This window comes from Pseudoduganella aquatica (assembly GCF_020865585.1).
In the GTDB taxonomy this organism is placed as follows: Bacteria; Pseudomonadota; Gammaproteobacteria; order Burkholderiales; family Burkholderiaceae_D; genus Rugamonas; species Rugamonas aquatica_A.
The window spans coordinates 2900376-2920458 of the sequence record NZ_CP086370.1; the positions used below are offsets into that span (position 1 = coordinate 2900376).

Below are 20083 nucleotides of genomic sequence, written 5' to 3' on the forward strand. Positions count from 1 at the left end.
TACTCCTTCAACCTGCGATATAAATAGTCTTGAACAGGAACACGCCTGCGATGCCCCAGATCATGCCGCTGACTTCCTTGTGCTTGCCGGTCAGCAGTTTCAGTGCGGCGTAGCTGATAAAGCCCAGCGCCAGGCCGTTGGCGATGGAGTAGGTGAACGGCATCACCAGCGCGGTGATCACGGCGGGAATGCTTTCCGTGGTTTCGCTCCAGTTGATCTCGGCCAGCTCGCGCAGCATCAGGCAGGCGACGAAGAACAGGGCAGGGGCGGTGGCGTATTGCGGCACCACGCCGGCCAGCGGCGCAATGAACAGCGCCAGCAGGAACAGTACGGCTACGGTGACGGCGGTGAGGCCGGTGCGGCCGCCCGCTTGCACGCCGGCGGCGCTTTCGATAAAGGCGGTGGTGCTCGAGGTGCCCATCACGGAACCGGCGATGATGGCGCCGGAGTCGGCCAGCAGGGCCTTGTTCATGGCGGGCGGCAGTTTGCCGTCCTTCATCAGGCCGGCGCGCTGCGCCACGCCCATCAGGGTGCCGGTGGCGTCGAACAGTTCAACCAGGAAGAACACCAGCACCACGTTGAGCAGACCGTGCGAGATGGCGCCCATGATGTCCAGCTTGAACAGGGTAGGCTCGATCGACGGCGGTGCGGACACTACGCCGTGGAACTGGTTCCCGGCAAAGAAGAAGCTCAGCACCGTCACGGTCATGATGCCGATCAGAAGGGCGCCGGTGACTTTCAGGCGGTCCAGCGCGACGATCACCAGGAAACCGACGATGGCCAGGATGGGCGCCGGTTCGTGCAGATTGCCCATGGTGACGAAGGTGGCGGGGCTGGAGACGACGATGCCGGAATTCTTCAGCGAGATCAGCGCCAGGAACAGGCCCACGCCGGCCGGAATGGCGGTGCGCAGCGAGGCGGGGATGGCGTTCATGATCTTCTCGCGCACGCGCAGCAGGCTCACCACCAGGAAGCAGCAGCCCGAAATGAACACCGCGCCCAGCGCCGCCTCCCATGGGAAGCCCATGCCTTTCACCACGCCGTAGGCGAAGTAGGCGTTCAAGCCCATGCCCGGCGCCAGGCCGATAGGGAAATTGGCGTACAGGCCCATGATGAGCGTGCCCACGGCCGCAGCCACGCAGGTAGCCACAAAGACCGAGTCCTTGGGCATGCCGGCGTCGCCGAGGATGGAAGGGTTGACGAAGATGATGTAAGCCATCGTCAGGAAGGTGGTGAGGCCGGCCAGCACCTCGGTGCGAACGTTGCTGCCGTTCTCACTCAACTTGAAGTAGTTATCCAGGAAGTTCATGATGTTTGTCTCGGGTTTAGTTTTTATACGCCAGACGTGGCACAGACGTGGCATTTTGATATTAGTGCGGCGCGCGGCCGGAGTCATATCGCCAGGGAGATATCATCTATTCCTACTTCACCAGCAGCCGCGCCGCCGTGCTGACTTGTGCGCGCAACCATTTGTGCTCGGTGGCGTGGTGCGCGCGCTCGTGCCATAGCTGGTAGAAGCGCAGTGGCGGGAACTTCACGGGCACCTTGTAGGACTTCAGCCCCAGCGTATTTTCGTAAAAACTGGCGAACTGCTGGCCCGCAGTGAGCACCAGATCGGTCTGCGCCACGATGTAGGGCAGCATGCGGAAGTGTGCTGATTCCACCACAATATTGCGTTCCATATTCTGCTGCTCCAGGAAGGCGTCGATGTTGCCGTGGTAGCCAGGCAGGATCTGCGCCGGCGCCGCGTGCGGCAGGCTCAGATAATCCTCCATCGTCATACCGTCCTTGGGCGTGCGGCGCGCGTAGGCGCTGTTGGCGCGCATCAGGCACACAATCGGATCGTCGAACAGCTTGGAGATGTGCAGGTGGTGCGGCGGCTCGTCCCAGTTGGCCACCACCAGATCCAGCTCGCCGTCCGACAGCAGGCGCACATAGTCGGCGTCCGGCCCCAGCGCGTGGATCACCAGCCGGCTCTTGGGCGACTCGCGCCGCACGCGCGCAATCACCTCGGTGAAGAACTGCGTGTTCATATAGTCCGGCGCGGCGATGTGGAAGGTGCGCGCTTCCTCCTGCGGCACGAAGGCCGTCTTGGGACTGAACAGGTTTTCGGTTTCATCGAGGATGCGCTTGGCCGGCTTGAGCAGGCTCTCGCCGTGTTGCGTGGGCACCATGCCGCGTCCGCCGCGCACCAGCAGCGGATCGCCCGTCAGCTCGCGCAGCTTGCGCAGCGAGGCGGAAATGGAGGGCTGCGGCTGATTCAGTTTCAGCGCCACGCGCGAAACGTTTTTCTCGCATAGCAGCAGGTAAAGAATGCGGATCAGGTGGATGTCCAGGTGGTCTGGCAAGCGTGACATATCGGTCTCCCATGGTTGGATATTTGAACTTATGCATAACAGAGTCGCATATCCGGGGCCGTAACAGCTATACCTCAAAACGTATGCAAGTTATATGTGCAAACGCAGGACTCGCGCGCCCGGTACGGCTATCGTTCCATCATCCCGGCAAGAGAGGAGACACCTTCCATGGCCGGGGGCAGGTTGATGGCTTCGATGCCATCACGATCGTAGCGGCGGCAGGATAACGATCGTTCCGGAGGTGACAGCCTCGCTCATCTGAAGTGCCCGCCAGAGGCAGATGAACAGACTAATTGGAAAATTCATGGAAGCTTTATTCGGATCGTATGGGGTGGAGTGGTTGAATCTGCTGGTGCGCTGGCTGCATTTGATTACCGGCATAGCGTGGATCGGCGCGTCGTTTTACTTCGTCTGGCTGGACAACTCGATCCGGCCGCCCAAGCCCGGCAGCCCGCTGGCCAAGGCCGGCGTGTCGGGTGAACTGTGGGCCGTGCATGGCGGCGGTTTCTACAACCCGCAAAAATACCTGGTGGCGCCGGCGGAACTGCCGTCCGACCTGCACTGGTTCAAATGGGAGGCGTATGCGACCTGGCTGAGCGGCTTTGCGATGCTGTTCATCGTCTACTACTTCAACGCCTCGGCGATGATGATCGACAAGAACGTGGCCGACCTGTCCTCCCTGCAAGCCGTGGCCGTGGGCCTGGGCACGCTGGCCGGCGGCTGGATCGTCTACGACCTGCTGTGCAAGTCGCCGCTGGGCGAAAAGCCCGCCGTGCTGGGCTCCGTGCTGTTCGTGCTGATCGTGGCTGCGGCCTACGTGCTCACGCACACGCTGAGCGGCCGCGCCGCCTACATCCACGTGGGCGCCATGATAGGCACCATGATGGTCGGTAACGTGCTGTTCGTGATCATCCCCGGCCAGCGCAAGCTGGTGGAAGCGATGGAGAAGGGCCAGTCGCCCGACCCTGTCTATGGCAAGCGCGCCAAAGTGCGTTCGGTGCACAACAACTACTTCACGCTGCCGGTGCTGCTGATCATGATCAGCAACCACTACGCCATGACCTACAGCCACTCTTACAGCTGGCTGATACTGGGCGCCATCATGGCGGCCGGCGTGCTGATACGCCACTTCTTCAACCTGCGCCATGCTGGCCGCGTGTCGCTGGGCTTCCCTGTGGCGGGCGTGATCCTGTTGGTGGCCGTGGCGATCGCCATCGCTCCCGCACCGCGCAAGGCCATTGCAGCGCAGGCAGCCGACAGCCACGCCGCCGCGCCATCCGCAGCCGACATTGCCCGTTCTGGCCACGACATCACGGCCGTCCAGCAAGTGGTCACTGCGCGTTGCGCATCGTGCCACTCGGCCACGCCGACGCAGGCCGGCTTCGCATCGCCTCCGGGCGGCGTGATGCTCGATACGCCGGACCAGATCAAGCAGCACGCTGCCAAGATCTACCAGCGCGCCGTGCAGAACAAGGACATGCCGCTGGCGAACATGACGCAAATGACGGACGCCGAACGCCAGCTGCTGGGCACCTGGTTTGAATCCGGCGCCAACTGACCGCATACAAGAAGGAAAACTGACATGACTACCGTAACCATCGACGGCTTCAACCTCACTGCGGAGCAGGTGCTCGCCGTGGCGCGCGCCCAGCAAGGCCAATACGCCCAGGTGGCGTTGGCCGCGTCCTCGCGCGCCGCGCTGAAGGAAAGCCGCGACTACATCGAATCCACCTGGATGCACGACGAAGCGCCCATGATGTACAGCTTTAACACCGGCGTGGGACTGCTGAAGGACACCCGCATCAAGGTCGAGCATATTGAACTGTTCCAGACGCAGCTCATCATGGCCCACAGCGGCGGCATTGGCGAGCCGTTTTCGGAAGAGGTGAGCCGCGCCACCATGCTGCTGCGCGCAAATGCCTTCGCCTCCAACTACTCGGCGCCGCGCGTGGAAGTGGTGGACCGCCTGCTGGCCTTCATCAACGCCGGTATCCACCCCATCATGCCGCAGAAGGGTTCCGTCGGCGCCTCGGGCGACCTGGCGCCGCTGGCCTATCTGGCAGCCGCCATCGCCGGCTTCGACGAAGCGGAGGTGATGTACGGCGGCAAACGCATGTCCGCGCCGGAAGCCATCACCCGTTCCGAAATCGGGCCGGTGAAGTTCGACCTGAAAGCGAAAGACGCCTCGGCCCTGATCAACGGCTGCACCGCCTCCCTGGCCGTGGCCGTGCTGGCCGCCGCCGATGCGCGCAACCTGCTGACCGACGCCTGCCTGTCCCTGGGCTTGACGCTGGAAGCCATGCGCGCCGAAATGGCCGCTTTCGACCCGCGCATCCAGCAGGCGCGCCCGCATCCCGGCCAGATCAAGACCGCGAAAGTGGTGCGCAAGCTGCTCAAGGGCTCCACCCGCACCACGCACGAAGCGCGCGCCGTGCAGTTCCCGGACGAGCTGCGCCGCACCGACATCCCGTACACCGCCCGCATCCAGGACGTGTACTCGCTGCGCTGCACGCCGCAAGTGTACGGCCCCGTGTTCGACGCGCTGGACTACATCGACACCATCGTGAAAAACGAGATCAACTCGGCCACCGACAACCCGCTCATCTTCGGCAAGGACGGCGGCGGTTTCGAAATCATCTCGGGCGGGAATTTCCACGGCCAGTACCTGGCGCAGGCGATGGACCTGCTGGCGATGGCGGTGACGGACCTGGGCAGCATCTGCGAGCGCCGCGTGGCGCGCCTGATCGACCCCACCCTGTCCTGGGGCCTGCCGCGCAACCTGATGAGCGGCATTCGTGGCGTGAACACCGGCTACCCTGTGGTGCAATGCTCGCTCAGCTCACTGGTGATGGAAAACCGCACCCTGAGCATGCCGGGCAGCGTGGACAGCATACCGTCGAAAGGGAATAGCGAAGACCACATCTCCAACTCGACGTGGTGCGCGCGCAAGGCGGCGACGGTGGTGCAAAACACCCAGTACATCATCGGCGTGGAAATGCTGCTGGCAGCGCAGGCCCTCACTATGACGGAAGACCTGCTGCCAGGCTTCCAGCTGGGCGAAGGCACGCAAGCCGCCTATGACGAGATCCGCAAGCAGATCCCTGCGTGCCTGGACGGCGACCGCTGGTTCCACAACGACATCCAGGTGGCCCATTCCTTCGTCACCAGCGGCTCCGTGCGCGAGGCGGTGACGAACAAGATCGGCGAATTCGTCTAAGACGTCTTGGATGTGTAAACCGCGTAGGGCGGGTTAGGCAAGGGCGCAGCCCTTGCAGTAACCCGCCGTTCCCCCGCAGCCCGCAACTGCGCCATCACCTCCGCCAGGTCCACCTTGCGCCCGGCGCGCGCAGCATTCACCACATCCAGCGCCGCATTCACAGCCGCCGCAGCGATGCGCTCCATCCGGTAAGGCAGCACCAGGCGATAGCGCCCCGGCATGCGAGGCAGCGCGCCCACAAAGCCCACCATCACATCGCTGCCCGCCAGCCGCTGCAGCTCCAGCGTGACCGCCTGGATCAGGCGCGCCAGTTGAAAATGTCCGGCTGGCGCCGTCTCGGCGCCAGCCGGCCCTATGACATTGATCAGCCGCTCCAGTCCCGGCAAATTTCCCAGCACGCCCTTCAGTTTCGTCGCGGTCGAGCGCACGTCCGCCGGAGATGCGGCAGCGTCATCCAGTTCAAGTATGCTGAGCAGGCAGGGGTGGTTGGAATAGCGGTTTTGACGGGACAGAAAGCGTTGATCGATGATCTTCATTGCATAAACCTTGGAAAACTAAAGCAGGCCACATTATGCAAGCCCCGGCCGCTTCCCTCAATCGGCGCATTCCTGTTCTCATGTAAGACCACACTGACACGCCATCTCACGCATGACTGCTTGTGCCGCACGCGGACCAGGACCGGGATTTCCAGCGCGCCGCCAGGGACTTGCTGGAGGCAGCGGTCAGGAAGGGGGCGGCCGCGCCGCGCGACCTGGCTTATCTGGCGGACCGCATTGCCGTAGCGGAGGGCAGGCCGCAGGAATACGGCACGCAGTTCACCATGCCGGACCGCTGCACGCTCATCATGCGGCCTGTCGATAGCCGCGAGCAGGTGAACCGCCGCCGGCAGGCTCTTGGCATGCCCAGCCTGGAGGAATACGAAGCTGAAGGCCGCAAGCACATGATCCCGGCCGATTGTGCAGGCAAAACGAACTAGCTGACCGCAATGCAAAACGGGCCGGCACTTTACAGTACCGGCCCGTTTCTTAACGTGCTAGCGGCTTACAGGCAGCAGGCCAGCATCTTCAGGCAGCATTCGATGCTCGCGCAGCAGTCCATATTGGCGGCGAAGGCAACGGCGGAAGTGGCCAGCAGGGCTGCGGCTGCAGCGACTTTGATAGCGATGGATTTCATAATATTTCCTTGATCAGTTTAAAAGTGGTTTTGGGAGCGGGACCGGGTTCAATCCGGCGGCGTCCAGACCTCTTTTAACGGCAAGGGAAGATCGATGCTGGCCGATTCAGGAAAATCCGTGCCGGCTGCGGGCTGCGGCAATGGCGGCAACGCTGCTGCGATCATGGGCTGCACGGCCGGCAGGCAGCCCATGGCGGCGCACATCGTGGGCGGGCAGGCCTCATCGCAGCAGGTGCGTATCGGCGCGGCGCCAGCCAGTGCGGTCTGGATCGCGAAGAACAGCATCAGCAGGAAGAAGCGGATTTTCAGCATGGGACTATTGTAGCGCGATCCGCGCTCAGGTGCGCGGCGGGCGGGTCATCAGCCAGTAATCGGCGCCGGTGACGGGCTCGAAGTACTGTGCCGCCACCTCGTAGCCCTGGCGCCGGTAGAAGGGCAGGCTGCGTTCGTTGAAGGTCTCCAGGAAGCTTACGGCGCCGGCCTGGTCGGCCGCGTTCAGGCCGTGGGCCAACAGGCGCGTGCCCATGCCGCCGCCTTGCGCGTCCGGCCTGATGCCGGCGATGGACAAGTACCAGGCCGACGCCAGCCCATGCGGCGCCAGATTGGCCTCCATATTCGCCACGATGGCCTGGAAGTTGGCAAAGCCTTGCTCGCCCAGCAGTACGGCCAGCTCGCGTTCGCGCGCGGCGTAAGCTGCCGCCTTGCATTCCACGTCGCCCGGTACGCTCCAGATGGCCGCCCCGCTGTCCTCTGGGTCCGTGAGATCGACACGCCCGGCCTGCTCGCCCTCGATCAGCGCCAGTTCAACGTAGCGCGGCAGCAGCTGCTGCACGCCGCCGGCCACGCATACCGTGACATAGAACGGATCTTCGGCCAAGGCTTCGGCCACGGAGGCGCCATACGCGGCGCGTTGCGCAGCGGTCAGCATTTTCCGTACTTCCAGTTGCGCGCCTTGCCCTCGGCGATCCACTCGACAGCCTGCTCCAGCCGGCGCAAGCGCGTGGCCTCGGTCCTGGCTTCCTCCATCCACTCCACGTAGTCGCGCTTCTTGCTGGTGCTGAAGGCGTTGAAATGGTCCAGCGCCGGCTGCTGCTGCGCCAGCGCCGCCGTCAGATATTCCGGCACCACCAGCTCGCGCGGCGTGGCGGGCTTGGCGCGCGCGGGCGCCTTCACACCGTCGTCGTTCAGCTTCATGGCCTTCTTGATATACGATTCCAGCGTCTTCTTCGACGGCAGATCCTTGATGGCGGTGATGCGCCCGAACTGGCCCATGGCCTCCTGGGTCTTCGCATCCGCCTCCGCCACCAGCAGCTCGCCCTTCCAGAACCCGAACGCGCAATGCGCCTTGAACGAGGCCATGCTGCACAACATGCCGTTGTACTGGAAATGCGGGAAGCTCCACTTCATGGTCTCCTCCACATCCGGACAAGCCGCATGCACGACGGCACGCAGATGCTCCAGTATGGGCTGGGCGAATTCAGCGGATTTGGCGATATAGGCGTCTATGCGCGGGTCCAGGGTAGGCATGGCAGCTCTCGGTGACTTTCAGTATGAGCAATATAACCAAGCGTGTGCTGCTAGTCCAGCCTGAAGGCCAGCCAGTCCCGCCGGACCGGCTGGCTTGTTGCGTATTGGCTTAGAAATGGTACTCAGCGCGGATCATGGGCGTTTTGGCGGTGGCGCCGGGAACGTTGTGCGGGGTGCCGAATTTGTTGCGCCAGTACTGGTATTCCAGGCCTACCCGCAGCGTATTCGGCTTCAGGCCGGCGGCGCCGCTGACGTCGTACATCACCTGCGCGTCGATGTTCACTTCCGGCGCGGTCGGGCCGCCGAATTCGTTCTTGCCTTTTTGGCCCAGCCAGTTGGCGTAGCCCTCAAAAGCCCAGCCGGAATTGCCGAGCGGGATGCCCCAGGATGCGTTCAACAAGGCGTGCGTATCGTAGGTATAGCGGCTGGCAATGCCGATAGGCTGGTTGCTTTCCCACACAGCCAGCAGGCTCACGTTGAGGAAGCCCGGCACGTCCAGCATCAGCGTGGGACCGGCCACCAGCATGCGCTTCTTTGAATCGTAGCTGTGGTCGTTCTTGGTGTTCCAGTCAAAACCTGCCGTCGCACCCAGGCCCCGCACCGGACCTAATTTGAATTCCTTGCCGCTTAGTTTGCCGATGTCCAGCGTGTGGCGGTACAGGATGTAGGCCTCCTGCGCGTTGGCGTCGTTGCCGTCCGAGTTCAGCAAGTCCACGTTCACGTAGTTGCTGCCGTATTTGTAGGCACTGGCGTGGGTGAAATTCAGGATGTGCTTGTCGATGTCCTTGCTGTTATACGGCTCGGCGTAGCGGGTGCCGTAGCGGTAGCCTATCGACGTGTCGCTCCAGTCGGCCGCGCTGGCCTGCTGCATGCCCGTGGCGAAAGCCAGCACCGCCACTGCGGCTGCGGCGCTTACTCGGAATGCGTTCATATTGCGTCTCCCTCTTTTATTGTATTGGAGGCCCGATTATGTCCGCCGGGGTCATGGTTGTTATCCGCCGCCGCATATATCCGACAGTCCTGTGCCGTATATGATTTTCAGACAGGAGTTCCTGTTTCAATCCAATTTAGAAAGCGAGACATCATGGGCAAGCTGAGTACACACGTTTTGGACATCACGCAGGGCAAACCCGGCGCGGGGGTACAGGTGAAGCTGTACCGCGTGGACGGCGGCGCGAAGGTGTTGATAAAAACCGACACCACCAACCAGGACGGCCGCTGCGAACAGCCTTTGCTGCTTGGCGACGAGGTCAAGACCGGCAAATACGAGCTGGTGTTCGGCGCAGGCGACTACTTTGCTGCGCAAGGCGTCGCCTTGCCGGAGCCGCGCTTTATCGACGAAGTGGTGATCGCCTTCGGCATTGCGGATGCGGCCCAGAACTACCACGTGCCTATCGTGGTGTCGCCGTGGGCCTACTCGACGTATCGCGGCAGCTAAGTATCAGCCTGGGGCGCATCGAAGCACGACGTCTCCAGCCGCTGCAAGGCCGGGGACGCGCCGGCGATGGCGGCCTTCAAGGCGGGCAGGGTCTGGAATACCAGCGCGTCCGCCGTGACGGCGCTGCGCATCTCCTCGCGCGTGCGGCCCAGCGCGGCGGGCTTGCGGCGCGCCGGCCAGTCCACGCCGTAGGCCTTGGGCTGCAGCACGGGCGGCGCGGTGGACGCCAACGCCACATAGCTTGCACCTGCGCTGCGCGCCAGCTCCACGATTTCGCGGCTGCTGGCGCCGTCCACAATGGCGTCCTCCACCAGCAGCACGCGCTTGTCCTTGAACTCCGCTGCGATGGCGTTCAGCCGCAGGCCGGGCGCGCGCCGCGCCGCGCCGGCAGGCAAGTCAAAGCTGCGGCCCGGATAGCGGTTCTGAATAAAACCTTCGCGGTATTTGACACCAAGCTTGAGCGCTAGCTGGATGGCGGCTGGACGGGAGATGTCGTCCACCGGCATCACCACGTCCAGGGCGGCGGCATCGAGTTCGCTGCATACCTGCCCAGCCAGCAGTTCCCCCAGCTTCAGCCGCGCCGCGTAGACCGAGGCGCCATCGATCACCGAATCAGGCCGCGCCAGGCTGACGAACTCGAAAGCGCAGGGACGCGCTGCGGCATCGCCCGCCAGCTGGCGCGCCTCCAGTTCGCCCGCTGCGTTGATGAAGACCGCCTCGCCGGGAGCGATGTCGCGCACGAAGCTGTAGCCCATGCCGTCCAGCGCCACGGACTCGCTGGCCACCATCACCCCCGCGCCATCGTCCGGCGGCTGCATGCCTAGGCACAGCGGACGCACACCCTGCGGATCGCGGAAGGCCAGCAGGCCCCGGCCTGCGATCAGCGCTACTACCGCATAGGAGCCCTGCACGCGGGACTGCAGGGCGCCAACGGCCTCAAACAATGCCTCGGCGGTGAAGTCCATGCCCCGGCAGGCCACATGCAGCTCGTGGGCCAGCACGTTCAGCAGCACTTCCGCATCGGACGCCGTGTTCATATGCCGCCTGCCGGCCAGGGACAGCTCGGCGCGCAAGGCATCGCCATTGGAAAGCCAGCCGTTGTGCGCCAGCGTGATGCCGAACGGCGCGTTCACGTAGAACGGCTGCGCCTCCTCGTCGCAAGAAGGCCCGTAAGCGGCGCAGCTGCAATGTCCTATGCCCGCGCTGCCGCGCAGCGAACGCATATTCCTGGTCCGGAAAACGTCCGTCACCAGGCCGTTCGCCTTGTGCATGGCGAAGACGCTGTCGCTATCGGTAGCGATGCCTGCGGCCTGCTGGCCGCGATGCTGCAGCAACAGCAGCGCATCGTAAATGGTTTGATTTGCAGGGGCGCGCGCAAGCACGCCGACGATGCCACACATGGTCGGACTCCTCGAAAATACAAGCGAGACAGTACCGCGCAAGGCCTTCGCGCAGGCCGCCGCCGCGCACATAGCGGCCATAAGGACGGAGATATGACTCCGCGCAAAGCGGCTGATAGCCTGTCATGGCATAAGGCCGGAGTTCGTCCAGCCCTGCCGCCTATCATTTAACTACTACGCAATCATGAACAAAAACGAGACGACACCAAAGGCCTTCCGCGCCAGCATCCTGCACTTCACGGCCGACCCCGCGCTTAGCGAGCAGGCCCACCACTGGCACGAAGACGGCCTGCTGGTGCTGGAGGACGGCCGCGTCAAAACCGCAGGCGACTACGACAAACTGAAGTCCACGCTGCCGGAAGGCGCCCTGGTGCGCGACTATCGCGGCAAGATCATCATGCCCGGCTTTATCGACACGCACATCCACTACCCGCAGACCGACATGATCGCCTCGCCCGCGCCGGGGCTATTGCCGTGGCTGGACAGCTACACCTTCCCGACCGAGCGCCGCTTTGAGGACCCCGAGCATGCGCGCAGCGTGGCCGACTTCTTCCTCGGCGAGCTGCTGCGCTGCGGCACCACCACCGCCATGGTCTATTGCACCGTGCACCCCGAATCGGTGGATGCCTTCTTCGGCGCCAGCGAGCAGCGCAACCTGCGCATGGCGGCGGGCAAAGTGATGATGGACCGGAACTGCCCCGGCTTCCTGCAGGACACCGCGGAAAGCGGCGCGCGCGACAGCGAAGAACTGATCAAGCGCTGGCACAACAAGGGCCGCAATATGTACGCCATCACGCCGCGCTTCGCCCCCACGTCGACCGAAGCGCAGCTGCAGCTGGCGGGCGAACTGGCGCAAGCCTACCCGGACACCTACGTGCAGACCCACGTCGCCGAAAACACCGACGAAGTGGCCTGGGTGCAGTCCCTGTTCCCGAAAGCGCGCAGCTACCTGGACGTATACGACCAATACGGCATGCTGCGTCCGCGCTCCATGTACGCGCACTGCATCTGGCTCGACAACGAAGACCGCGCGCGCATGGCCGCCACCGGCGCGGCCGTATCGATGTGCGCCACATCCAACCTGTTCCTGGGCAGCGGCCTGTTCGACTTCGCCGGCGCGGACAAAGCGCAGGTCGCGCTGTCGCTGGCCACCGACGTGGGCGCCGGCACCTCCTTCTCCATGTTGCAGACAATGAACGAAACCTACAAGGTTGCGCGCATGGGAGGCACCTACATGCCCGCGCTGCGCATGTTCTACCTTGCCACGCTGGGCGGCGCGCGCAGCATGCAGCTCGAAGGCACGGTAGGCAATTTCGCGCATGGCGCCGAAGCCGACTTCATCGTGCTCGACCCGAAAGCCACGCCGCTGCTCGAGCGCCGCACCACGCGCACCGACAGCCTCGAAGAACTGCTGTTCGCGCTGGCCATGCTGGGCGACGACCGCGCCATCAGCGCCACCTACGCAGCCGGCAAGCAAGTCCACCAGCGCGGCGAATAGGCGCCATTGCAGCAACCCAAAAAAAGGGGTCAGGGTTAATTAAATAATTAACCCTGACCCCTTTTTGGTGCTTTTTGGTGTGCGGAAAGGCTATTGCGGCCAGATTTCGGCGAGGCGGAGGAGGTTGGTGGTGCCGGGCTGGCCGAACGGGGTGCCGGCGGCGATGGCGATCTGGTCGCCTGGTTTGACGAAACCTTCGCGCAGGGCGATGCGGCAGGCTGCCGCTACCATCTCGTCCACGCTGTGGACGTCGGGGCTGACCGTGCTGTGCACGCCCCAGGCCAGCGCCAGGCGGCGCGCCGTGTCGCGGTTAGGTGTGATGCTCACGATGGGCGCCGCCGGCCGTTCGCGCGCGGCGCGCAGGCTGCTGTGGCCGGACGTGGTGTAGGTCACCGTCGCCACCACGCCGATGATTTGCGTAACGTCGCGCAGCGCGGCGCAGATGGCATCGCCCTTGTTGGGCAGCGGCGCTTCGTGCTGGGCGTCGATCAGGGCCTGGTAGTAGGGGTCGCGTTCCACTTCGGAGATGATGCGGTGCATGAGGGCGACCGCCTGCACAGGGTAGGCGCCGCTGGCCGATTCGGCCGAGAGCATGACCGCGTCCGCGCCTTCATACACGGCGTTGGCCACGTCGGAGGCTTCGGCCCGCGTTGGCACCGGCGCGCTGATCATGGATTCGAGCATCTGCGTGGCGACCACCACCGGCTTGCCGTGCTTGCGGCACATGCGCACGATGCGCTTCTGCACGCCGGGAACGCGCTCGGGCGGCAGTTCCACGCCGAGGTCTCCGCGCGCCACCATCACGGCGTCCGATGCGGCGACGATTTCTTCAAGCCGGTCCAGCGCGGCCGGCTTTTCCAGCTTGGACAGCACGCCTGCGCGCCCGTTCACGATGGCTTGCGCTTCCTTCACGTCTTCCGGCCGCTGCACGAAGGACAGGGCGATCCAGTCCACGCCCAGGTCGAGCGCGAATTCGAGGTCTTGCCTGTCCTTGGTGGTGAGCGCGGGGATGGGCAGCACGGCGTCCGGCACGTTGACGCCTTTGCGGTCGGACAGCACGCCGCTGTTAACCACGCGCGTGCGGATGGCGGTGTCGCTGCTGGCCAGCACTTCCAGGCGGATCTTGCCGTCGTCCAGCAGCAGCGATTGGCCGGCCGTGACGGCGGCGAACAGTTCGGGGTGGGGCAGGCAGACGCGCGTGGCGTCGCCCTGGTCCGGATTCTGGTCCAGCACGAATTCGGCGCCGGCGCTCACGTTCACCTTGCCGCCGCTGAACTGGCCGATGCGCAGCTTGGGGCCCTGCAGGTCGGCCAGTATGGCGATGGGGCGGCCGAGGTCTTTTTCAATTTCACGCACGAGGGCGTGGCGGCGCTGGTGGTCGGCGTGGCTGCCGTGGCTGAAGTTGAAGCGGAAGACGTCGGCGCCCGCTTCGAACAGCGCCTGGATGGTGCTGCGTTCGGAGCTGGCTGGCCCCAGGGTGGCCACTATTTTGGCTTTGCGTTCACGGCGCATAGTTGGTCTCTTTCAAAGGATGAGGATGGCGCGGAAGTCGTTGACGTTGGTGCGGGTCGGGCCGCTCACCACCAGGTCATCCAGCGCGCTGAAGAAGCTGTAGCCGTCGTTGTTGGCCAGGTGCGCCTTGCCGCTCACGCCCAGGGCTTCGGCGCGGGCCAGCGTGGTGGGCGCGTAGAGGGCGCCGGCGTTGTCTTCCGAGCCGTCGATGCCGTCGGTGTCGCAGGCGATGGCGTGCACGCCGGACGCCCCCTCCAGCGCCAGGGCGAGGCTGAGCAGGAATTCGACGTTGCGGCCGCCGCGCCCGTTGCCGCGCACCGTGACCGTGGTTTCGCCGCCGGAGAGGATGACGCAGGGCCGCTCGAACGGCTGGCCGCGCGCGATGACCTGGCGCGCCAGCGCGGCATGCATCAGGCCGATGTCGCGCGCTTCGCCTTCTATGCCGTCGGACAGGATGTAGGGCGTGATGCCGGCGTCGCGGGCTTTGTCGGCGGCTGCTTCCAGCGCGTCCTGCGCGGTGGCGATGACGTGGTGGCTATTGCGCTCGAAGCGGGCGTCGCCCGGCTTGGGCGTTTCGCTGGCGGGCGATTCCAGATGGGCGTGCACGCTTTGTGGAATGTCGATCTTGTATTTGCGCAGGATGGCGAGGGCCTGGGCGCTGGTGGTGGCGTCGGGCAGCGTGGGGCCGCTGGCGATCACGCGCGGGTCGTCGCCGGGCACGTCGGAGATCAGCAGGGTGACCACGCGCGCCTTGCCGCAGGCCAGCGCCAGGCGGCCGCCCTTGATGGCGGAGAGGTGCTTGCGCACGCAGTTCATTTCGCCGATGGCGGCGCCGCTGCGCAGCAGGGCTTTGTTCAGGGCCTGTTTTTCGGCCAGCGTGATGCCTTCTGCGGGCAGGGCGAGCAAGGCGGAGCCGCCGCCGGAGATCAGGCAGAGCACCAGGTCGTTTTCGGTGAGGTCTTGCACCATGTCCAGCATGCGCGCGGCGGCTTTTTGGCCGGCTTCGTCGGGGACGGGGTGGGAGGCTTCCACGACTTCGATATGTTCGGTCTTGGCGCCGTGGCCGTAGCGGGTGACCACCAGGCCGGATAAGGGGCCGTTCCAGTTGCGTTCGACCGCTTCCGCCATCGCTGCCGCGCCTTTGCCTGCGCCGATGACGAGGGTTTTGCCGTTGGCGGGAGGCTGGGGCAGGAATTCGGACAGCAGCGTGCGCGGGTGGACGGCGCTGATGGCTGCGTTGTACAGGTCGAGCAAGAACTGGCGAGGGTCTGGGACGGACATGATGGGGTTCTTTCTTCGTTGATGCTGAAACGGTGGAGCCGGCGGGTTACGGCCTGCGGCCTAACCCGCCCTACGATGCTTTACGCAACCGTGACGTCGATGGCGTTGCGTCAACCCTGCGCTATCTTGTGGTTGGACATCAGCTCGATGGCCTGGCACAGCGCGGAGTGGTCGAGGCCGGACAGGCCGTTGGCGGCGCAGGCGTTCATCAGTTCCTGGGTGTTGGCGGTGTTGGGCAGCGATACGCCCAGCTGCTTGGCCCCTTGCAGCGCCAGGTTCAGGTCTTTCTGGTGCAGCTGGATGCGGAAGCCCGGGTTGAATGCGCGCTTGACCATGCGTTCGCCGTGCACTTCCAGGATGCGCGACGAGGCAAAGCCGCCCATCAGCGCTTCGCGCACCTTGGCCGGGTCCGCGCCGGCCTTGGAGGCGAACAGCAGCGCTTCGGCCACGGCCTGGATGTTCAGCGCCACGATGATCTGGTTGGCCACCTTGGTGGTCTGGCCGTCGCCGTTGCCGCCGACCAGGGTGATGTTCTTGCCCATCATTTCGAACAGCGGCTTGACGGTGTCGAAGGCCTCGGCAGGGCCGCCGACCATGATGGTCAGGGACGCCGCCTTGGCGCCCACTTCGCCGCCCGACACCGGAGCGTCCAGGTAGGCGCAGCTTTTCTTGTTGATCTTCTTGGCGAATTCCTTGGTGGCGATGGGCGAGATGGAGCTCATGTCGACCACGATCTTGCCTGCCGTGAGGCCAGCGGCCACGCCGTTGTCGGCGAACAGCGCTTCTTCCACGTGCGGGGTGTCTGGCACCATCAGGAAGATGATGTCGGCGCGCTTGGCCACTTCGGCGGCCGAGGTGCACACGGTGGCGCCGCCGTCGATCAGGTTGGCGGGCGGGTTTTTGATGTCGTGCAGATAGAGCTTGTGGCCGCCGGCTTGCAGATGGCCCGCCATAGGGGCGCCCATGATGCCCAGGCCGATGAATCCGAGGTTTGCCATGTTGATTCTCCTTGATAGTTAGTAGTTATGCTGCCAGCTTCTGGATCCAGCCCAGGCCTTCTTCCGTGCCGTTTTGCGGCTTGTATTCGCAGCCCACCCAGCCGTCGTAGCCGATCTGGTCCAGGTAGTTCAGCAGGTAGCGGTAGTTGATCTCGCCGGTGCCTGGCTCGAAGCGGCCCGGATTGTCGGCCAGCTGGATATGCTTGATGACGGACTGGTTGGCCTTGATGGTGTTGGCCAGTTCGCCCTCCATGCGCTGCATGTGGTAGATGTCGTACTGCAGGAACAGGTTGTCCGAGCCCACGGCTTCGATCAGTTCCAGGCCCTGGCGGGTGCCCGACAGGAAGAAGCCCGGAATATCGAAGGTGTTGATAGGCTCGATCAGCAGCGGAATGCCGGCCTTCTTCAGCGCGGCGGCCGCGAACTTCAGGTTGCGCACCAGCGTGTCCTGCGCCTTGGCGCGCTCCACGTTGGATGGCAGGATGCCCACCAGGCAGTTGATGCGCCGCGTGCCGAGCACCTTGGCGTAGCGCAGCGCGTTCTCCACGCCCTGCTCGAACTCGCCCACGCGGTCCGGCAGGCAGGCGATGCCGCGTTCGCCCGCCGCCCACTGGCCGGCCGGCAGGTTGTGCAGCACCATCTCGAGCTGGTACTGGTGCAGCTTTTCGGCCAGCTGGTCCGCCTCGAAGTCGTAGGGGAACAGGAACTCCACGCCCTTGAAGCCGGCGCGCGAGGCGGCGCCGAAGCGGTCCAGGAAATGCAGCTCGTTGAACAGCATGGTCAGGTTGGCGGCGAATTTAGGCATGTTGTGCTCCTTACGCGACATCCAGGATGTCGTTGAATTCATTGATGGCGTTGATCTCAGTGCCCATGGCGATATTGGTCACGCGTTCCAGGATGATCTCCACCACCACCGGCACGCTGAACTGCGCCATCAGTTCCCGCGCTTTTTCGAACGCGGGGATGATGTCGTCCGGCTTGTGCACGCGGATGGCCTTGCAGCCCAGGCCTTCCACCACGGCCACGTGGTCCACGCCGTAGCCGTTCAGTTCCGGCGCGTTCACGTTTTCGAAGGCCAGCTGCACGCAGAAGTCCATGTCGAAGCCGCGCTGCGACTGGCGGATCAGGCCCAGGTAGCTGTTATTCACCAGCACGTGGATGTAGGGCAGCTTGAACTGCGCGCCCACGGCCAGTTCTTCGATCAGGAACTGGAAGTCGTAGTCGCCCGAGATGGCCACGATGTCGGTGGTCGGATCGGCGGCGCGCACGCCCAGCGCGGCGGGGATGGTCCAGCCCAGCGGGCCTGCCTGGCCGCAGTTGATCCAGTTGCGCGGCTGGTACACGTGCAGGAACTGCGCGGCGGCGATCTGCGACAGGCCGATGGCGGACACGTAGCGCGTGTTGCGGCCGAAGTAGTTGTTCATTTCCTCGTACACGCGCAGCGGCTTGACCGGCACTTCGTCGTAGTGGGTCTTGCGCAGCATGGTGCGCTTGCGTTCCTGGCATTGGTGTACCCAGCCGGTGCGGTCTTTCAGCTTGCCCGCCGCCTTCCACTCCTTGGCCACTTCCACGAACAGTTCCAGCGCGTAGCCCGCGTCGGAGACGATGCCCAGGTCCGGGCCGAACACGCGGCCGATCTGGGTCGGTTCGATGTCCACGTGGACGAAGGTGCGGTCGGCGGTGAACACGTCCACCGAGCCGGTGTGGCGGTTGGCCCAGCGGTTGCCGATGCCTATCATGAAGTCGGAGGCCAGCACGGTGGCGTTGCCGTAGCGGTGCGAGGTCTGCAAGCCGGCCATGCCCGCCATCAGCGGGTGGTCGTCGGGGATGGTGCCCCAGCCCATCAGCGTCGGGATCACCGGCACGTTGATGATTTCGGCGAACTCCTGCAGCAGCGCGGACGCGTTGGCGTTGATGATGCCGCCGCCGGCGGTGATCAGAGGCTTGTCCGCGTCGTTCAGCATGCCCAGCGCTTTTTCAACCTGGGCGCGGGAGGCGCGCGGTTTGTACACTTCCATCGGGGTGTAGGTTTCGGGATCGAATTCAATCTGCGCCATCATCACGTCGAAGGGCAAGTCGATCAGCACAGGACCTGGACGGCCGGAGCGCATCAGGTGGAAGGCTTGCTGGAATACGCGCGGCACCTGGGCCGGTTCCAGCACGGTGGTGGCCATCTTGGTGACTGGCTTGGCGATGGAGGAAATGTCCACGGCCTGGAAGTCTTCCTTGTGCAGGCGGGCGCGCGGCGCCTGGCCGGTGATGCACAGGATGGGAATCGAGTCCGCCTGGGCCGAGTACAGGCCGGTGATCATGTCGGTGCCGGCAGGGCCGGAGGTGCCGATGCAGACGCCGATATTGCCGGCTGCGGCGCGGGTGTATCCTTCAGCCATGTGCGAGGCGCCTTCCACGTGGCGGCCCAGGATGTGCTTGATGCTGCCGTTCTTCTTCAGCGCCGCATACAGCGGATTGATGGCCGCGCCGGGCACGCCGAATGCGACCGTGATGCCTTCTTTTTGCAGGACATGGACCGCCGCTTCGGCTGCCGTCATCTTTGCCATGGTGTTCTCCTCGAGTTATGTGCAATACCGTTGTTGATGTTTTGTATGCTATAGGCGATCCATGCGCTTGATAAGACAACAAAATATCGGTTTATTCGATACCCTGAGTATGGAATAATGAATTCATGGATAAACTCAAACAAATCGAAGCCTTCGTGGCGGTGGTGGAGAAGGGCAGCCTGGCGCGCGCGGCGCTGGTGCAGAACATCACGCCGGTGATGCTGGGGCGGCGCATAGACGCGCTGGAAAAGCGCCTGGGCGTGAAGCTGATGCACCGCACCACGCGCCATCTCACGCTCACGGAACAGGGCAATGTCTTCCTCGACGACTGCCGCAAGCTGCTGTCTGATTTCGAGGTGGCGGAGCGGAATATTTCGGAGGGACGGCACAAGGCCACGGGCCACCTGATCGTGTCCGCGCCGGCGTCGTTCGGCCGCCAGCACGTGGCGCCGCATGCGCCGGCGTTTTTGGCGGCCAACCCGGAAGTGCAGGTGTCCTTCAACCTGACCGACCAGGTGATAGACCTGGTGCGCGAGGGCTATGACCTGGGCATTCGCATCGGCGGCGTGATCGATCCGAGTTTCGTGGCGGTGAAGCTGGCCAAGAACCGCCGGGTGGTCTGCGGCACGCCGGATTATTTCGACCGCCATGGCATTCCGCGCACGCTGGACGACCTGGCGCACCACAACTGCCTGGCCTTCAACCTGCAGGGCGGCCAGCAGCGCGGCTGGTATTTCCAGCAGGGCGGCAAGCCGGTGACGATACGGGTGCAGGGCAACCTGGATTGCAACGATGGCGAACTGCTGCACCGCTGGGCGTGCGAGGGCCTGGGGCTGGCGTGGCGCTCCACCTGGGAGATCCAGGCGCAGCTGGCCGAGGGCAGCCTGATCACGGTGCTGGACGATTTCGCCCTGCCGGACTACGACATCATGGCCGTCTATCTACAGCAAAGGCACCTGCCTGCCAAGATACGTTTCTTTATAGATGAGTTAAAAGAGGTATATGCGCAACCTGGGTATTGGACGCGCAACAGATAAGGGAAAATAGTTCCGGCCGTGTTCCGCTTATGGGTACACTGCGACAGAGTGCCGCGCCAGACGGCATCCACAATACCTTTTGGGGAG

General features: G+C 64.2%; 20 protein-coding genes. 6 read left to right on the plus strand and 14 right to left on the minus strand.

Going from position 1 to position 20083, the window contains the following annotated elements; genetic code table 11:
- Nucleotides 1-7 precede the first annotated feature (7 nt).
- A complete protein-coding gene (locus KT882_RS12895; protein WP_161072130.1) occupies nt 8-1309 on the minus strand; it encodes an NCS2 family permease in 1302 nt (433 codons plus the stop codon).
- 112 nt (nt 1310-1421) lie between these two features.
- Nucleotides 1422-2357, minus strand: coding sequence for a LysR family transcriptional regulator (locus KT882_RS12900; protein WP_161072129.1), 936 nt, complete (start codon nt 2355-2357; stop codon nt 1422-1424).
- Nucleotides 2358-2661: 304 nt separating this feature from the next.
- Between KT882_RS12900 and KT882_RS12905 the strand changes: the two genes are divergently transcribed.
- Nucleotides 2662-3915 carry a urate hydroxylase PuuD gene (locus tag KT882_RS12905; RefSeq protein ID WP_161072128.1) on the plus strand — a complete coding sequence of 418 codons (1254 nt, stop codon included), beginning with the start codon at nt 2662-2664 and terminating at the stop codon, nt 3913-3915.
- 24 nt (nt 3916-3939) lie between these two features.
- A complete protein-coding gene (locus tag KT882_RS12910; RefSeq protein ID WP_161072127.1) occupies nt 3940-5574 on the plus strand; it encodes an HAL/PAL/TAL family ammonia-lyase in 1635 nt (544 codons plus the stop codon).
- Here KT882_RS12910 and KT882_RS12915 read toward each other — a convergent pair.
- Entirely contained in the window at nt 5571-6110 is a 540-nt protein-coding gene (locus KT882_RS12915) for a cyanophycin synthetase family protein (RefSeq protein WP_228896050.1), read from the minus strand. The two genes, KT882_RS12910 and KT882_RS12915, sit on opposite strands and share 4 nt — an antisense overlap.
- Before the next feature lie 122 nt (nt 6111-6232).
- On the opposite strand from KT882_RS12915, the gene KT882_RS12920 reads away from it, so the two are divergent.
- Nucleotides 6233-6550, plus strand: coding sequence for a DUF6624 domain-containing protein (locus KT882_RS12920; protein WP_228896052.1), 318 nt, complete (start codon nt 6233-6235; stop codon nt 6548-6550).
- A 65-nt stretch (nt 6551-6615) separates the two neighbouring features.
- Here the strand turns inward: KT882_RS12920 and KT882_RS30650 are convergent, their stop codons facing one another.
- The 5 genes from KT882_RS30650 to KT882_RS12940 all read right to left on the minus strand — a co-directional run bounded on the left by KT882_RS30650 (nt 6616) and on the right by KT882_RS12940 (nt 9205).
- Nucleotides 6616-6747 (minus strand): hypothetical protein, encoded by a 132-nt coding sequence (locus KT882_RS30650; RefSeq protein ID WP_260048707.1) that lies wholly within the window; start codon nt 6745-6747, stop codon nt 6616-6618.
- A gap of 48 nt (nt 6748-6795) precedes the next feature.
- A complete protein-coding gene (locus KT882_RS12925) occupies nt 6796-7059 on the minus strand; it encodes a hypothetical protein (protein WP_228896054.1) in 264 nt (87 codons plus the stop codon).
- Nucleotides 7060-7084: 25 nt separating this feature from the next.
- Nucleotides 7085-7675 carry a GNAT family N-acetyltransferase gene (locus KT882_RS12930; RefSeq protein ID WP_228896055.1) on the minus strand — a complete coding sequence of 197 codons (591 nt, stop codon included), beginning with the start codon at nt 7673-7675 and terminating at the stop codon, nt 7085-7087.
- Entirely contained in the window at nt 7669-8274 is a 606-nt protein-coding gene (locus tag KT882_RS12935; protein WP_228896058.1) for a YdeI/OmpD-associated family protein, read from the minus strand. The genes KT882_RS12930 and KT882_RS12935 overlap by 7 nt, the downstream gene beginning before the upstream one ends.
- A gap of 109 nt (nt 8275-8383) precedes the next feature.
- Entirely contained in the window at nt 8384-9205 is an 822-nt protein-coding gene (locus tag KT882_RS12940; RefSeq protein ID WP_407682038.1) for an outer envelope protein, read from the minus strand.
- A gap of 153 nt (nt 9206-9358) precedes the next feature.
- Here KT882_RS12940 and uraH point away from each other — a divergent pair, with 153 nt between their 5' ends.
- A complete protein-coding gene (gene uraH / locus KT882_RS12945) occupies nt 9359-9712 on the plus strand; it encodes a hydroxyisourate hydrolase (protein WP_161072122.1) in 354 nt (117 codons plus the stop codon).
- Here uraH and purF read toward each other — a convergent pair.
- Nucleotides 9709-11112, minus strand: coding sequence for an amidophosphoribosyltransferase (purF, locus tag KT882_RS12950; protein WP_228896059.1), 1404 nt, complete (start codon nt 11110-11112; stop codon nt 9709-9711). The two genes, uraH and purF, sit on opposite strands and share 4 nt — an antisense overlap.
- Nucleotides 11113-11296: 184 nt before the next feature.
- Here purF and guaD point away from each other — a divergent pair, with 184 nt between their 5' ends.
- Nucleotides 11297-12610, plus strand: a complete 1314-nt coding sequence (gene guaD / locus KT882_RS12955; RefSeq protein ID WP_228896061.1) for a guanine deaminase — start codon at nt 11297-11299, stop codon at nt 12608-12610.
- Nucleotides 12611-12700: 90 nt separating this feature from the next.
- On the opposite strand, the gene pyk is transcribed toward guaD, so the two are convergent.
- From pyk to gcl, 5 genes are all read right to left on the minus strand, one after another.
- The gene (gene pyk / locus KT882_RS12960; RefSeq protein WP_161072119.1) at nt 12701-14122 is read right to left on the minus strand and encodes a pyruvate kinase; all 1422 of its coding nucleotides are present in this window, start codon (nt 14120-14122) and stop codon (nt 12701-12703) included.
- A gap of 12 nt (nt 14123-14134) precedes the next feature.
- Entirely contained in the window at nt 14135-15403 is a 1269-nt protein-coding gene (locus KT882_RS12965; RefSeq protein WP_228896063.1) for a glycerate kinase type-2 family protein, read from the minus strand.
- A gap of 110 nt (nt 15404-15513) precedes the next feature.
- Nucleotides 15514-16401, minus strand: a complete 888-nt coding sequence (locus tag KT882_RS12970; protein ID WP_161072117.1) for a 2-hydroxy-3-oxopropionate reductase — start codon at nt 16399-16401, stop codon at nt 15514-15516.
- Between the two features lie 25 nt (nt 16402-16426).
- A complete protein-coding gene (gene hyi, locus KT882_RS12975; RefSeq protein WP_161072116.1) occupies nt 16427-17206 on the minus strand; it encodes a hydroxypyruvate isomerase in 780 nt (259 codons plus the stop codon).
- A 10-nt stretch (nt 17207-17216) separates the two neighbouring features.
- Complete coding sequence (gene gcl / locus KT882_RS12980) at nt 17217-18959, minus strand: glyoxylate carboligase (protein ID WP_161072115.1); 1743 nt, start codon at nt 18957-18959, stop codon at nt 17217-17219.
- Between the two features lie 125 nt (nt 18960-19084).
- On the opposite strand from gcl, the gene KT882_RS12985 reads away from it, so the two are divergent.
- On the plus strand, nt 19085-19996 hold the full coding sequence (locus KT882_RS12985; RefSeq protein WP_161072114.1) for a LysR family transcriptional regulator: 912 nt from the start codon (nt 19085-19087) through the stop codon (nt 19994-19996).
- The last annotated feature ends 87 nt before the right edge of the window (nt 19997-20083 follow it).

Excerpts from the sequence above, each read along its gene's own strand:
- KT882_RS12965 (WP_228896063.1), bottom strand. The coding sequence starts at position 15,403 with ATGTCCGTCCCAGACCCTCGCCAGTTCTTGCTCGACCTGTACAACGCA.
- KT882_RS12900 (WP_161072129.1), bottom strand. The coding sequence starts at position 2,357 with ATGTCACGCTTGCCAGACCACCTGGACATCCACCTGATCCGCATTCTT.
- KT882_RS12935 (WP_228896058.1), bottom strand. The coding sequence starts at position 8,274 with ATGCCTACCCTGGACCCGCGCATAGACGCCTATATCGCCAAATCCGCT.
- gcl (WP_161072115.1), bottom strand. The coding sequence starts at position 18,959 with ATGGCAAAGATGACGGCAGCCGAAGCGGCGGTCCATGTCCTGCAAAAA.
- KT882_RS30650 (WP_260048707.1), bottom strand. The coding sequence starts at position 6,747 with ATGAAATCCATCGCTATCAAAGTCGCTGCAGCCGCAGCCCTGCTGGCC.
- KT882_RS12910 (WP_161072127.1), top strand. The coding sequence starts at position 3,940 with ATGACTACCGTAACCATCGACGGCTTCAACCTCACTGCGGAGCAGGTG.
- purF (WP_228896059.1), bottom strand. The coding sequence starts at position 11,112 with ATGTGTGGCATCGTCGGCGTGCTTGCGCGCGCCCCTGCAAATCAAACC.
- KT882_RS12925 (WP_228896054.1), bottom strand. The coding sequence starts at position 7,059 with ATGCTGAAAATCCGCTTCTTCCTGCTGATGCTGTTCTTCGCGATCCAG.
- KT882_RS12930 (WP_228896055.1), bottom strand. The coding sequence starts at position 7,675 with ATGCTGACCGCTGCGCAACGCGCCGCGTATGGCGCCTCCGTGGCCGAA.
- KT882_RS12940 (WP_407682038.1), bottom strand. The coding sequence starts at position 9,205 with ATGAACGCATTCCGAGTAAGCGCCGCAGCCGCAGTGGCGGTGCTGGCT.
- guaD (WP_228896061.1), top strand. The coding sequence starts at position 11,297 with ATGAACAAAAACGAGACGACACCAAAGGCCTTCCGCGCCAGCATCCTG.
- KT882_RS12985 (WP_161072114.1), top strand. The coding sequence starts at position 19,085 with ATGGATAAACTCAAACAAATCGAAGCCTTCGTGGCGGTGGTGGAGAAG.
- KT882_RS12895 (WP_161072130.1), bottom strand. The coding sequence starts at position 1,309 with ATGAACTTCCTGGATAACTACTTCAAGTTGAGTGAGAACGGCAGCAAC.
- hyi (WP_161072116.1), bottom strand. The coding sequence starts at position 17,206 with ATGCCTAAATTCGCCGCCAACCTGACCATGCTGTTCAACGAGCTGCAT.
- KT882_RS12915 (WP_228896050.1), bottom strand. The coding sequence starts at position 6,110 with ATGAAGATCATCGATCAACGCTTTCTGTCCCGTCAAAACCGCTATTCC.
- uraH (WP_161072122.1), top strand. The coding sequence starts at position 9,359 with ATGGGCAAGCTGAGTACACACGTTTTGGACATCACGCAGGGCAAACCC.
- pyk (WP_161072119.1), bottom strand. The coding sequence starts at position 14,122 with ATGCGCCGTGAACGCAAAGCCAAAATAGTGGCCACCCTGGGGCCAGCC.
- KT882_RS12905 (WP_161072128.1), top strand. The coding sequence starts at position 2,662 with ATGGAAGCTTTATTCGGATCGTATGGGGTGGAGTGGTTGAATCTGCTG.
- KT882_RS12970 (WP_161072117.1), bottom strand. The coding sequence starts at position 16,401 with ATGGCAAACCTCGGATTCATCGGCCTGGGCATCATGGGCGCCCCTATG.